Below are 14,689 nucleotides of genomic sequence, written 5' to 3' on the forward strand. Positions count from 1 at the left end.
GCGCACTTTTCAGGGCTTGGCAAGAAGTGCTGAAAAATTTTGTTTCGGCAGGCGCTTCAGGCCCTCGACGACCTGGGCGGCGTTGAAGCGGGCGCCGGCGTCGTTGGTGTGCGTGCGGGCGTCGGAGAACAGGCCGTCCACCGTCTCGGCGCCGGCGGCGCGGTAGGCCGTGGCGACGAGCATCGTCAGGTCGACGAACTGCGCGCCGTGGGCGCGGGCCACCTGTTCGCCCCAGGCGGCGTAGTTCTCGAAGTCGCGGGGTTGATCGGGTTTCCAGCGGTCCTTGTGCGGGATGGGCGACAGCACGACGACGTTGGCGCCCCTGGCCTTGGCATCGGTGATGTAGCGGGCCAGGTACCAGCCGAAGCTCTGCACCATTTCCTTGGTGCCATCGGGCCGGGTGTCTTCCACGGTCTCCGGGCCGATACCGGGCACCGAGCCGCGGTTCTTGCCGGCGGGGTCGCCGATGCGCGCGCCGTCGTTGTGGCCGAACTGGATCAGCAGCCAGTCGCCGGCCTTCAGTTGCTCCAGCGCGGCGGCCCAGCGGCCTTCGGTGAAGAAGGTGCGGCTGCTGCGCCCGCCGATGGCGTTGTTGACGATGTTCACCTTGCTGGTGTCGAAGAACGCGCCGAGCCGCTCGCCCCAACCGAAGGCGCCGTTCTGGCCGCCGCTGCGCACGGTGGAGTCGCCGATCAGCACGATGCTGGGCAGCCGCGGGTCGCGCGGCGCTTCGACCTTGACCTTGCGGGCATCCACGACCGGCCGGTCGTCGCTGCCGTCCGGCGCGAAGCGCTGCTTGTAGACGTCCTCCGGCAACACCTTGTTCTGCAGCAGGCCGGCGATGACCAGCTGCGCGTTGACGGCAGCGCCGAGCCAGTTGGTGTGCACGGTCTCGGGGTCGGGCGGGAACATCGTGGCCACGATGTCCTTGCCCAGCGCCTCGTAGCGTTTGGCACCCCACTCGTTGAGGTCGATGAAGGCCACGCCTTCCTGCTTGGCGACCTCGGCCGCCCAGCCGGCGAAGTTGCCGCCGGCGCGGGTCACGGTCTTGCCGTCGGCCTCCCAGCGCTTGCGGATGACGGGCGACGCGACGACCGGCGTGGCGCCCGCCGCGCGGATCTCGGCGATGTAGCCGCGCAGGTAGGCGCCGTAGGTGACGACGGTCTCGGGTTTGCCGGTCAGCAGGTTGGTGATGGCTTCCTGCTCCGGCCCGGTGCCGCGCAGCACGCCGCGGGCGCGGCTGTTGTCGTTGACGGGGCTGGCGTCGTTGTGGCCGAACTGCATGACGACCCAGTCGCCGCGCTTGATGAAGGGCTTGGTGCGGTCCCAGTGCCCGCTGGTGCGGTAGGTGCGGCTGGACAGGCCGCCGACGGCGCGGTTGACGACGTTGATCTTGCTCGTGTCCAGGTAGGCGGCGATGGGCGTGCCCCAACCCCACTGGCCCTCGGCGCCCTTGCCCTGGCCGTCGTCGCGGCCGTTGCGCACGGTGGAGTCGCCGATGAGGATCAGCGACGGCAGCGCCGGGTTCGCCGGCTCGGGCAGCGTGACCTGGGCGCGCGCGGGGTCGGTGGTGGCGGTGAACTCCTGGGCCTGCAGCGGGGCCAGGGGCAGGGTGAGCAGCAGCGACGCGAGGAGGCGGCGGGTGGGCAGGGCGATCATGGCGCGGATGCTAGGAGCAGCCGGGCCGCGCGTGCCGGCCGCGTCGGCGCAAGTTCTTGAGCGATTGGCGGCCAGCAACATCCAGCAACGTGGCCGCTTCTAGAGTGCCGCCACCTTGAACCGGGAACCCACCATGTCGTTTCGCAAGACCTCCCTGCTGCTGGCCGTCCTGATCGCCGCGGCGCCGGCCTGGGCCCAGATCGGCCAGCGCTTCCCGTCTGAAAAGAAGGTCGTGGCCGATCCCGTCACCGGCACGCCGCTGACCTTCCTGACCACGCAGCCGCGTGGTGATGCCAAGATCTATCCCAGCCATCCGCAGTGGACGGCCGACGGCCAGTGGCTGGTGTTCCGCTCCAACCGCGTGAAGGGCGAGGCCATCGCCGTCAACGAGGCCAGCGGCGACATGGTGCTGGTCACCGAGGGCGGCTACGAGGGCATGCTCAATCTCGCGCAGTCGGGCGGCAACCGGCTGTACTTCCTGCGCAAGGACCCGGCCGGCGGCAACGACAAGGTCCGCCAGGCCGTCGAGGTGGACCTGGACCGACTGTTCGCCGACAGCAAGGCCGGCACGCTGAAGCCGGCGGGCAGCTACCAGCGCATCTTCGCCACGCTGCCGGCCGAGCTGGAGGCCTACGGCGACAACGCGCTGGACGCCGATGGCCAGTGGTTCTACTTCCGCATCCAGGGCAAGGCCTACGCCGGCGCCCGGCTGCCGGCGGGCACCAAGGCCGAGCTGCCGTTCGGCCCGCGCGGCATGGGCGCCGGCCCGCACGCCATCGGCAAGATCAACGTGAAGACGGGCGAGGTGCAGCACGTCGTCTCGGTGCCGTTCCAGATCGGCCACATCCAGAGCAACAGCTGGAACCCGGGCGAGCTGGTGTTCAGCTGGGAGACGGGTGGCAAGTCGCCGCAGCGCACCTGGACGGTCAAGGGCGACGGCACGGGCCTGCGCCCGCTGTACCCGGAGGCGCCGTACGAGTGGGTCACGCACGAGGCCTTCATCGGCCGCGACGAGGTGGCGCTGGCCATCATGGGCCACCGGCCCATCCCGGGCGTCGTCGACCCCCGGCGTGCGGCGGGCACCGCCGTCGAGGGGGCCAACCCCGGCCAGGAAGATGGCTGGGGAAACACCGGCACGCGCGAGAAGCCCACGGGCCTGGCCATCGTGAACCTGCGCACGCGCGAGATGACCATCGCCGGCCAGACGCCCTCGGGCAGCGGCCTGTGGCATGTGCATGGCTCGCCGGACGGCCGCTTCGCCGTGGGCGACGACTTCAGCCGCAGCCTCTACCTGATCGACCGCCGCACGCGCGAGATGGTGCTGCTGACCACCGGCCACAAGGACACCGCGCGGGACCACCCGCACCCGACCTTCAGCCCCGATGGCCGCAAGATCCAGATCCAGTCCGCCATGCTGGCCGCCGACGGGCGCGAGATGAGTATCTGCATCGTGCCGGTGCCGCAGGCCTGGCTGGACAGGAAATAGTATCTGGGCGCGTGGCTGAATGGGTTCATGAGTATTTCGCTGCTGGATATTTGAAATATTCAGACCCAACTGCCAAATATTCACGCGGGAGAATCCCGCCGCGCCGGCAGGCACCGGGACGGTGCCATGCGCGCCCACGCTGCGCCGCAGCAAGGCTGGGGATCGCGCACGGATTTGAGCGAATGGCGCACCAGTTCAGGGTTTACGAGAATCCAACCGATCAGCGCCGTGATTCTTTGGCGCGCGGTGAGCACGCTGTGAATCTCGACCCCTAGACTGATCTCAGGGGCAATAAGGGCGGCATATCGAGTGCGCGCCTGCAGATATTCGGAGATCGAGAATGCTGAAGAAGAATTCCGGCGCCATGCCGGTGTTGCGTTGGACGCCGCTGGCGCTGGCCGTGTCGGCCGCGCTGACCACCCAGGCTCAGGCCCAGCAGGCCGCCGCGCCCGCGGCTGCCGCGTCGGCACCGGTTGCCGCCGCTGCCAAGCCTGCGGCCAAGGACACCAATCAGCTCGAGACCGTCGTCGTCACGGGCATCCGCCGCTCCATCCAGAGCGCGATCGAGCGCAAGCGCAACGCCGCCACCGTCACCGACAGCATCGTTGCCGAAGACATCGACCAGTTCCCGGACAAGAACGTCGGCGAGGCGCTGTCGCGCATCACCGGCGTGCAGCTGACGCGTGATTTCGGCGAAGGCACGCAGGTCGCCATCCGCGGCGTCGAGCCCGACCTGAACCGCGTCGAGATCAACGGCATGTCGGTGCTCAGCGCCAACGGCGCCGGCGGCAACCGCGGCGCGGACCTGCGCGAGCTGGCCTCCGAGCTGATCGCCTCCATCGACGTCTACAAGGGCGTGCTGCCCAACGTGACGGAAGGCGGCATTGGCGGCACGGTGCGCATCAACACCCGCAAGCCGCTGGACTTTGCCAAGCGCACGATGGCGCTCAGCCTGGCCGGCGAGCAGGCCTCGCTGCGTGGCGGCGCGCAGCCGCGCGCTTCGCTGCTGGTGGCCGACAAGTTCCTGGACGGCAAGCTGGGCTTGATGGCCAACCTCGTCTACGACAAGGTCTACACGCGCGGCGACTTCGCCCGCAACACCGGCTGGACTTTCCTGCGCGACTGGGACAACTCCGCCGAGAAGACCCGCACCAGCCTGGACTCGCAGTACGCCGCCGTGACGACCAAGGCCGGCTGCAGCACCTTCACCGGCACCGCCCGCACCGCCTGCGAGACGCAGTGGTACGACTACGCGCCCAACACGCCCCGCGTGGGCATCTGGACGCGTGACAACAAGCGCACCACGGTCGACCTGGCGGCCCAGTACAAGTTCTCCAGCAAGTTCGACGCCGAGATCAGCTACCAGGCCAACTCGCAAGAGCAGCGCCTGAACGACCGCAACTACGGCACCAGCTTCGGCAACAACGCCAACAACGGCACGTCGCTGAACGCGGCCCACCAGCGCCTGGCCACGCAGGCCGGTGGCGTGGCCCCGGTCTACAACGCCAACGGCACGCTGCGCACGGCGGGCACCTGCGGCGCCGTGTCCACCACGGCCACGCCGGCCGGCATGACGTTCGACAACCATGTGGTCACCGGCTACACGGTGGGCGATTGCATGAACGTCGAGTCCAACGGCACCGGCCCGTTCGGCGGCTACAACGCGTTCAGCACGTCGGCACGCGACTTCAAGCTCAACATCGACTCCAAGTACCTGCGCACCGGCGCCCGCTACAAGGACGACCTCTGGCTCATCGAAGGCATGGCGGCCACCGCCAAGGCTGACTATGACAACCAGACCAACAACATCTCGATGTCGATGAGCGCGCCGGGCCTGAAGGTGTCGCTGGACGGCGACCATCTGCCGCACTTCGACTTCCCCGCGAACTACGACCCGACGAACCCCGCGTCGTACTACCGCGCGGACATCCAGTACCGCCCCATCCTCACCAGCGACCGCGAGAGCACGGCCAAGCTGGACTTCCAGCGCGCCATCACCGAGCTGCCGCTGCTGAACCGCCTGTGGTTCGGTGGCCAGTTCACGAACAAGCACACCAAGTCCTACGGTGGCGGCCAGCGCACGGTCAGCAACGGCGCGACGACGGCGACGTCCGACGACGTGCTGACGATGAGCGGTAACGTCAACGGCGCCCTCGTCTACGACCGCCTCGCGCCGGCCGTGGCGCCCATGCTGTCCAGCCCGTTCGGCTCGCCCAGCAACTACACCAAGTACGTCGACAAGGCGACGATGGCGGCGCTGGCCCAGGCGGCCCTGCAGCCCACGGGCGGCAGCGGCTTCTTCTCCGGCTACAGCGGTGTGTCGGGCTATCCGTCCGGCTGGCTGTCGCCCAACTACGCGGTCGCGTCGCAGTCCTTCGACACGTCGCTGTTCAACCTCGACCACGTCTACAACTCGCCCGGCAACGACGGCAAGACCTACCCGCAGCTGCCCACGTTCGACATCACCGAGAAGGTGTCTGCCGCCTACGGCCGCCTGGACTTCGGCACCACGGTCTACGGCATGGACCTGGACGGCAACGTCGGTGCGCGCTACGCCCGCACGCAAGCCCACGCCACCGGCACGGTGAACATCAAGACGGCGGTGTGGAACCCGACGACGCGCGCCTTCGTCGTCTCCGGCAACGAGACCGCCATCACGACGCTGGACCGCACCTACAACGACGTGCTGCCCAGTGCCAACGTCGCGCTGACGGCGCTGGACGGCAAGCTCATCACCCGCGCCGGCTGGGGCAAGGTGCTGGCCCGCCCGAACCTGTCGCAGATGGCGCCCAACGTCAGCTGCACGATCGGTCAGGGCTCCGACACCACCAACGGCGGTGACGGCTTCGATGACTGCACGGCCGGCAACCCGGGCCTGAAGCCCTACCGCGCCACCAAGTACGACCTGAGCTTCGAGTTCTATCCGAGCAAGAGCGACCAGTTCAGCCTGGGCCTGTTCCGCAACGACATCAAGAGCTACGTGCTGCCGCAGCGCCAGCTGTTCACGCAGACCGACTTCTTCGGCGACGGTCGCCTGTTTGACGTGACGATGTGGGCCAACGGCGAAGGCGCGATCACGCAGGGCGTGGAACTCGCCGCCCGCAAGGCGCTTAACTTCCTGCCCGGCTGGGCCAGCGGCTTCGGTGTGGACGTGAACTACACCCGCATGGGCTTCAAGTACCGCTCGGGCAAGGAACTCATCAACACGCTGGACGGCTCCGTGCTGCCGTATCCCGGCATGTCCAAGAACGCCTACAACGTGGGCCTCTGGTATGACCAGGGCATGGTCAACGCGCGCCTGGCCTACCACCACCGCGACAAGTACTACACCGGCGGCAACGACGTGACGGGCAACCCGAACTTCCGCGACAAGACGGCCTACCTGGATGCCAAGCTGCAGCTGCGCGTGACGTCCAACCTGACCATCTCGCTGGAAGGCAAGAACCTGACGGACCAGGCCGAGCTGACCTACGCGGGCGACCTGTCGCGCCCCAACGAGCTGGCATGGTCGGGCCGCCGCTACTACGTGACGCTGGGCTACAAGCTCTGATCTCCGGGCCTGGCCCGAGTGGCCAATCCTGTTGCGCCTGCTTGCCAGGCGCCCGGCCTCGCAAGAGGCCGTTTTTTTTGTTCGCCCCTCGCCCAGACCTCCGCGCTGGACGCGGGCGGTCCGGTCGGTCCCCCGGGGGACGGCGCTGCTTGGGAGCGGCCCGGCGCTCGGCCCGAGGCGGGGCATGACGGCCGCGTGAAGCGTGAAGATAGAAGGAACACGGACATGACTCTCTCGTCCTCGATCTCCAGGCTGGCCTGCAGCATGTTGCTGGCGGCCGGCGTTGCTGCGCAGGCCCAGCCCAAGCAGGTCGAAAAGCTGGACCGCGGCGTCGTCGCGCTGGCCACGTCGTCGGGCGTCTTCGTCAGCTGGCGGCTGCTGGGCACCGAGCCGGCAGGCGTGCGCTTCAACGTCTACCGCGACGGCCGGCGCGTCAACCACGAGCCGCAGGCGCTGACCAACCTTGTCGACGCGCAGGGCCGCCACGACAGCCTCTACACCGTGCGCGCCGTCGTGTCGGGCCACGAGCAGGCGGCGTCGGCGGCGGCGTCGCCGTGGAGCCAGCCCTACCTGCGCGTGCCGCTGCAGAAGCCCGAGGGCGGCACCTCGCCCGACGGTGTGGCCTACCGCTACGAGGCCAACGACGGCGCGGCGGCCGATCTCGACGGCGACGGCCAGTACGAGCTGATCGTGAAGTGGCAGCCGACGAACGCACACGACAACTCGCACAAGGGCTACACCGGCCACACGCTGCTGGACGCCTACCGGCTGGACGGCACGCGGCTGTGGCGCATCGACCTCGGCGCCAACATCCGCGCCGGCGCGCACTACACGAGCTTCCTCGCCTACGACTTCGACGGTGACGGCAAGGCCGAGGTCATGATGAAGACGGCCGACGGCACCGTGGACGGGCAGGGCACGGCTATCGGCGACGCCAGGGCCGACTTCCGCAACGAGGCCGGCTACGTGCTGGCCGGCCCCGAGTTCCTGACCGTCTTCAACGGCCTGACCGGCGCGGCCATGGCCACCGTCGACTACACGCCGCCGCGCGGCGACGTGGGCGCCTGGGGTGACGCCTACGGCAACCGCGTGGACCGCTTCACGGCCGGCGTGGCCTACCTGGACGGCCAGCGGCCCAGCGCCGTGTTCGCGCGCGGCTACTACACGCGCGCCGTGCTGGCCGCGTGGGACTGGCGCGGCGGCAAGCTCACACAACGCTGGGTGTTCGACAGCGCCGCCGACGAGGCGAGCAAGCCGGCCGCGGGGCAGGGCGCGCACTGGTTTTCGGTGGCCGACGTGGACGGCGACGGCCGCGACGACATCGTCTACGGCGCCGCCACCATCGCCAGCACCGGCCGCCTGCTCTACAGCACCGGCCTGTGCCACGGCGACGCGCTGCACGTCAGCAACTTCGACCCCGCGCGCGACGGCCAGCAGATCTACATGGTGCACGAGAGCCCGCGCTGCTACGGCGAGCATGGCCTGGAGATGCACGACGCCGCCACCGGCAAGGTGCTGTGGAGCATGTCCGGCAACAAGACCGACGTGGGCCGTGGCGTCTGCTTCGACATCGACGCCGCCCACCCCGGCGCCGAATGCTGGGGCTCCGTCGGCGGGCTGATGAACGCCAGCGGCAAGCTCATCAGCGACAGGCACCCGAATCGCTTCAACTTCGCCGTCTGGTGGGACGGCGACCTGCTGCGCGAGTCGCTGGACCATGTCGCCATCGACAAGTGGAACCCGGCCGCGTTCAAGTTCGAGAACCTGCTGAACGGCAAGCAGTTCGGTGCCGCGTCCAACAACGGCACCAAGGGCAACCCGGTGCTGTCGGCCGACCTGTTCGGCGACTGGCGCGAAGAGGTCGTCTGGCGCAACGAGGACAGCACCGCGCTGCTGGTGTTCTCAACCGCCATCCCGACCGAGCATCGCCTCGTCACGCTGATGCACGACCCGCAGTACCGCGTGCAGGTGGCCGCGCAGAACGCCGGCTACAACCAGCCGCCGCACACCAGCTTCCACCTTGGCGCGGCGATGAAGCCACCGCGCTACCTGCCCATCCAGGCCACGCCATGAAGTTCATCGCCTCGTTGACGCTGCTGGCCGCTATTGCCGGACTCTCCGGCTGTGCCACGCCCGAGCCCGCCCCGCGCCCGCTGTACCGCGACCCCGTGCTGGACGGCGCGGCCGACGTGTCGCTGGTGTTCAACCGCGGCCTCAAGCGCTGGGAGATGTTCTACACGAACCGCCGCGCCACGCTGCGGCTGGACGACCCCAAGGACGTCTCCTGGGTGCACGCCACGCCCATCGCCATCGCGACCACGGACGACGGCAACCACTGGCGTGCGGCTGGCGAGGCGAAGTTCCCCGCCGAGTGCACCGGCACCACGCTGTGGGCGCCGGAGATCCAGGACTTCGACGGCGTCTACCACCTGTGGCTCACCATCGTGCCCGGCGTCCACAAGAGCTGGACCGGCGAGCGCCGCATCGAGCACCTCACCAGCACCGACCTGCGCAACTGGACCTGCGCCGGCCGCGCAGACCTGGGCTCGCCCAAGGTCATCGATGCGTCGGTCATCCGCGCGCCGCAGGGCGGGTACCGGATGTGGTTCAAGGACGAGCAGGGCGGCAGCAAGCTCAAGGTGGCCGACAGCGCCGACCTGACCACCTGGACCGTGCGCGGCCCGGTGAGCCAGTTGCCCGGTGAAGGCCCCACAGTGTTCCAGTTCGCCGGCAAGTGGTGGCTGGTGGCCGACCTGTGGAAGGGCCTGCTGGTGCTGCGCTCCGACGACACGCTGACCTGGGAGGAACAGCCCACCCGGCTGCTGGCCGGCGTGGGCCAGCACCCCACCGACCGCGCCAAGGGCCAGCACCCCGGCGTCACCGTCGTGGACGGCCGGGCCTACCTCTTCTACTTCACGCACCAGAGCGGCGAGCCCGAGGCGAAGGCGGACGACCGCTGGCACCAGCGCACCGTCATCCAGTCGGCGGAGCTGACCGTGAAGGATGGCTGGCTCCACGTGGACCGCAACGCGCCGCCGCCGGACCTGCGCTCGGCGTTCAAGGCACGTTGAAGAGACTTCAATGAACACAGCCACAGAGGCACGGAGGCATAGAGACAGACGCACTTTCTCTGTGCCTCTGTGCCTCTGTGGCCTGTTGTTTTTCCTGGTGGGCGCGGCCCATGCGGCGCTGGGCATCTCCACCACGGCCACGCTGGGCAGCCTGCCGCTTGACGGCGCCGTCATCGTCGCGGCGCCCGACGCCGATCCGCTCGAAGCCTTCGTCGCGCAAGATCTGGCCGACGACCTGAAGCGCCTGGGTCTGCGCGCCGCCAGCAAGGGCGCCGTGCAGATCTGGGTCGGCACCGCCGGCCGTCATCCCCTCATCGACGCCTCGGGCCTGGACCTCACCAAGCTCAAGGGCTGCTGGGAGTGCTTCCAGATCGCGCTGCTGCGCGACCCGGCACCGGGTGTGAAGCAGGCGCTGGTCATCGTCGGCGCCGACCGCCGCGGCACCGCCTACGGGGTCTACACGCTGAGCCAGGCGCTCGGCGTGTCGCCGTGGGTCTGGTGGGCGGACCTGGCGCCGGTGAAGCGCGGCCCGCTGCACGTGAGCTTGAGCGAGCCGCTGCAAGATGGCCCCGCGGTGAAGTACCGCGGTCTGTTCATCAACGACGAGGACTGGGGCCTGCAGCCCTGGGCCGCGCGCACCTTCGAGCCCGAGGCCGGCAACATCGGGCCGCGCACCTACGAGCAGGTCTTCCGCCTGCTGTTGCGCCTCAAGGCCAACACGCTGTGGCCGGCCATGCACCAGGTGTCGGGCGCGTTCAACGCCAACCCGAAGAATGCCGAACTCGCCCAGCGCTACGGCATCGTCATGGGCAGCTCGCACGCCGAGCCCCTGCTGCGCAACAACGTGTCCGAATGGACCGCGCCGCACGCGCAGTACAACTACGCGACGCATCCGCAACAGGTGCGCGACTACTGGGCCGCGCGGCTGAAGGCCAACGGCCGGTTCGAGAACCTCTACACGCTGGGCATGCGCGGCATCCACGACAGCGGCATGCAGGGCGGCGGCAGCGTGGCCGAGAAGCAGGCGCTGCTGAACCGGCTGCTGACCGACCAGCGTGAACTGATCGCGCAGCACGTGGGCGACCCCGCAACAGCGCCGCAGGTCTTCGTGCCCTACAAGGAGGTGCTGCCGCTGCTGCCTGGGCTGGCGCTGCCTGACGACGTCACGCTGGTCTGGCCCGACGACAACTTCGGCTACCTGCGCCAGTTCCCCGACGCCGCGCAGGCGCAGCGGCCAGGCGGCTCGGGCATCTACTACCACCTCAGCTACCTCGGCGCGCCGCTGTCCTACCTGTGGCTGAGCACCACGCCGCCGGCGCTGGTGGCCGAGGAGATGGGCCGCGCCTTTGATGCCGGCGCGCAGCGGCTGTGGATGGTCAACGCGGGCGACATCAAGCCGCACGAGGTCAACCTCAGCCACTGGTTCGACCTGGCCTGGAACCCCGCCGCCGTGCGCGCGCAGGGGCAGCCGGCCTACCTGCGCAGCCTGGCGCAGCGGCTGTTCGGCGTCGCCGACATCGCGGACCTCTGGGACGGCTACTACCGCGTCAACTTCGAGCGCCGCCCCGAGCATCTGCAGTTCCATCTGCCCGGCGAGAAGGTGCGCCGCAGCGGCATGGCGCCCGGCGTGGTGAATGACCGCCTGGGCCGCTTCGCGCGGCTGCTGGCCCTGCTGGACACCGTACGCCCGCGCGTCGCCCCGGCGCAGCGCGCGGCGTTCTTCCAGCTCGTCGAGTACCCCCTGCGTGCGTCCGCGTTGGCCAACGAGCGCTTCTTCGCGCTGGAGCGCTACGCCACGACGCTGGAGCGCCACCCGGCCGGCGCCCGCGCCCTCGCCGCGCAGGCCGTGCGTGCCGACCAGCGGCTGAAGGCGCTGACCGCGCGCTACAACGCCGGCCGCTGGGCCGGCATCCTGGCCGAGGAACCTGCGGACGGGTTGTGGACCAGCTACCGCCAGCTGGCCCCACTGCTGCCCGCCGCCGGCCTGGGCGGCAGCGCACCCGACGCGCTGCGCGACCTCGCCACGGCCGCCGCCGACCTCGCGCCGCAGTCGTTGCCGGAGCCCGCCGCGCCGCTGTTGCGCGTCACGAGCCACGACGGTTGGCGCCGCGTGCCCGGCCTGGGCCGCGGCGACGGCGTGCTGGCCGCGCAGCAGCCGGGTGCCACGCTGGCACTGGCCGCCACCGCAGCGCCCATGCCGGCCAGTTGCCTGCGCGTGCACGTGTTGCCCAGCTACCCGCTCGCGGCGGGCGAGCCCTGGCAGGCCGACGTCATCGTCGACGGCCAGACCCACGCCTTGCGCTGGCCGCGCGGCACGCAGGATGCCGCCTGGGGCCAGGGCGTGCTGGCCAACCGGCTGACCGCCACGCTGGCGCTGCCCGACCGCGCCGCCGGCCCTGAACTGCAAGTGCAGCTCCGGGCGGGTCAGCGCGACCTGATGTTCGACGGCGCCGAGCTGCTGCCCGGCGCCTGCCGCCCCGGAGGTTGACCCATGAAGCTGCTGCGCCTGTTCGCCCTTGCCACGCTGGCCTGCAGCCTGGCCGCGCCGGCGGTCGCGCTCGACAAGCCGCGCGTCTTCGTGCTGACCGACATCGAGAACGAACCCGACGACGCGCAGTCGCTGGTGCGCTTCCTGACGTATGCCAACCAGTTCGACATCGAGGGCCTGGTGGCCACGACGTCCGTGCACCAGCCACGCAAGACCGCGGCCTGGCGCATCCGCGAGATCGTGGCCGCGTACGGCAAGGTGCAGCCCAACCTGGCGCTGCACGAACCAGGCTTCCCGGCGGCGGAGCGGCTGCTGGCCGTCGTCAGCGAGGGGCGGCCCGACTACGGCATGCAGGCCGTGGGCGAGGGCATGGACTCGGCGGGCTCCGACGCGCTGATCGCCGCCGCCGACCGCGCCGACCCCCGCCCGCTGTGGGTGCCCGTCTGGGGCGGGCCCAACGTGCTGGCGCAGGCGCTGTGGAAGGTGCGCGCCACGCGCCCGCCCGAGGCGCTGGCGGCCTTCGTCGCCAGGCTGCGTGTCTACGCCATCTCCGACCAGGACGACACCGGCCCCTGGTTGCGCAAGACCTTTCCGGCGTTGTTCTACATCGCCAGCCCCGGCTTCCACCCCGGTGGCGCGTACCACCACGCCACGTGGGCCGCGATGGGCGGCGACCTGTTCCACGGGCGCTTCGTCGGCGCCGATGCGACGCTGGTGGACAACGCCTGGGTGGACCGTCACATCCGCCGCGACAAGGGCCCGCTGGGCGCGCAGTACCCGCACATCGAGTTCATGATGGAAGGCGACACGCCCAGCTTCCTGGGGCTGATCGACAACGGGCTGAACGCCCCCGAGCATCCGGACTGGGGCGGTTGGGGCGGCCGCTACGAGTCCTACACACCGCGCCGCCAGAAGTGGCACCTCGACGCCGAGACGCGGCCGCTGTGGACCGATGCGGTGGATGAGGTGCGCGGCGCCGATGGCCGCTGGCACACCAGCAATCACGCGACGCTGTGGCGCTGGCGCGGCGCGGTGCAGAACGACTTCGCCGCCCGCATGGACTGGACGGTCAAACCCTACGCGCAGGCCAACCATCCACCGGTCGTGAAGCTGGCCCATGCCGAGGTGCTGACGGCGAAGCGCGGCGACACCGTGCAGCTCAGCGCCGCCGGCAGCAGCGACCCCGACGGCCAGCCGCTGTCGTATGAATGGTTCTACTACGGCGAGGCCGGCAGCTTCACCGTCTCCAGCGGCCGCTCGGGCCAGCCCATCGAGATCCGCGGCTTCGACCAGCGCGACGCGTCCTTCGTCGTGCCCGCACAGCGGGTCATGCCGCCGGGCACCGGCACGCTGCACATCATCCTGGCCGTGACCGACCACGGCACCCCGCGGCTCACGCGCTACCGCCGCGTCATCGTCAACGTCCAGCCCTGAGGTCGCCATGAAGCTCGCAACCCTGGCGCTTTCCGCCCTGCTGGCCCTGCCGCCCGCCCACGCCCAGAACCCGCTCGCGCTGGGCAAGGATCTGCGCACCGCCGACCCGTCCGGCCACGTCTGGCCCGACGGCCGGATGTGGCTCTACACGTCGCACGACGAAGAGTGCCAGGCCGACTTCCACATGAAGGACTGGATGGCCTTCTCGTCCACCGACCTCGTGAGCTGGACCAACCACGGTGCCGTGCTGTCGGTGAAGGACCTGGCCTGGGCCGACGACTACGCCTGGGCGCCCGACGCGGCCTACAAGAACGGCAAGTACTACCTCGTCTTCCCCGCCGGCACCGGCGTGAAGGACCGGCAGAACCCCAAGAACAGCACCAAGTGGATGGGCATCGGCATCGCCGAGAGCGATTCGCCCGCCGGCCCCTTCAAGGACATGATCGGCGCACCGCTGTGGCGCAAGCCCTATGCCAACGACCCGGTGCTGTTCATCGACGACGACGGCCGCGCCTACCTCTACAGCCGCACCTCGGGCGTCAACTACCTCGTGGCCGAGATGGCCGACGACATGCGCTCGATCAAGGGTGGGCTGCAGAAGATGGACATGGGCGGCTACGAGCCGCCGATGGAAGGGCCGTGGGTGTTCAAGCGGGGCGGCCTGTACTACTTCACGATGCCGGAGCACAACCGCATCCTGACCTACTACACCGCCACCGCACCCACCGGCCCGTGGACCTACCGCGGCGTCATCATGGACGCCGAGGGCGGCAACAACCACCACTCCATCGTGCAGTACCAGGGCCAGTGGATCTTGTTCTATCACCGCTGGCTGGAGACGCCGGGCGCGACCTGCAGGAAGACGCAGCGGCACGTGGCGGCGGAGTACCTGACCTTCAACGACGACGGCACCATCCGCAAGATCGAGCGGACTTCGGCGGGCGTGGGTGATTTTCCCCGCCGGGCAACACCTGGCACCGCTGCCGGCATGACAAAGTAGT

General features: G+C 69.7%; 8 protein-coding genes. 7 read left to right on the forward strand and 1 reads right to left on the reverse strand.

Annotation, left to right across the window (positions count from 1 at the left end; all coding sequences use genetic code 11):
- Positions 1 to 9 precede the first annotated feature (9 nt).
- Positions 10 to 1,659, reverse strand: coding sequence for a rhamnogalacturonan acetylesterase (locus tag AC1Q7O_RS01175; RefSeq protein WP_492659314.1), 1,650 nt, complete (start codon positions 1,657 to 1,659; stop codon positions 10 to 12).
- A gap of 133 nt (positions 1,660 to 1,792) precedes the next feature.
- Between AC1Q7O_RS01175 and AC1Q7O_RS01180 the strand changes: the two genes are divergently transcribed.
- The 7 genes from AC1Q7O_RS01180 (at position 1,793) to AC1Q7O_RS01210 (ending at position 14,688) form a co-directional block, all read left to right on the forward strand.
- Positions 1,793 to 3,145, forward strand: a complete 1,353-nt coding sequence (locus AC1Q7O_RS01180) for a TolB-like translocation protein (RefSeq protein ID WP_492659313.1) — start codon at positions 1,793 to 1,795, stop codon at positions 3,143 to 3,145.
- Between the two features lie 340 nt (positions 3,146 to 3,485).
- A complete protein-coding gene (locus AC1Q7O_RS01185) occupies positions 3,486 to 6,695 on the forward strand; it encodes a TonB-dependent receptor (RefSeq protein WP_492659312.1) in 3,210 nt (1,069 codons plus the stop codon).
- Between the two features lie 225 nt (positions 6,696 to 6,920).
- Positions 6,921 to 8,768, forward strand: a complete 1,848-nt coding sequence (locus AC1Q7O_RS01190) for a rhamnogalacturonan lyase (RefSeq protein WP_492659311.1) — start codon at positions 6,921 to 6,923, stop codon at positions 8,766 to 8,768.
- The gene (locus AC1Q7O_RS01195) at positions 8,765 to 9,766 is read left to right on the forward strand and encodes a hypothetical protein (protein ID WP_492659310.1); all 1,002 of its coding nucleotides are present in this window, start codon (positions 8,765 to 8,767) and stop codon (positions 9,764 to 9,766) included. Before AC1Q7O_RS01190 ends, AC1Q7O_RS01195 begins: the two co-directional genes overlap by 4 nt.
- Positions 9,767 to 9,851: 85 nt before the next feature.
- The gene (locus tag AC1Q7O_RS01200; protein ID WP_492659309.1) at positions 9,852 to 12,254 is read left to right on the forward strand and encodes a glycosyl hydrolase 115 family protein; all 2,403 of its coding nucleotides are present in this window, start codon (positions 9,852 to 9,854) and stop codon (positions 12,252 to 12,254) included.
- 3 nt (positions 12,255 to 12,257) lie between these two features.
- Positions 12,258 to 13,688 (forward strand): nucleoside hydrolase-like domain-containing protein, encoded by a 1,431-nt coding sequence (locus AC1Q7O_RS01205; protein ID WP_492659308.1) that lies wholly within the window; start codon positions 12,258 to 12,260, stop codon positions 13,686 to 13,688.
- Between the two features lie 7 nt (positions 13,689 to 13,695).
- Positions 13,696 to 14,688, forward strand: a complete 993-nt coding sequence (locus AC1Q7O_RS01210) for a family 43 glycosylhydrolase (RefSeq protein ID WP_492659307.1) — start codon at positions 13,696 to 13,698, stop codon at positions 14,686 to 14,688.
- Position 14,689 lies beyond the last annotated feature (1 nt).

This window comes from Roseateles sp. GW823-FHT07B05 (assembly GCF_058794515.1).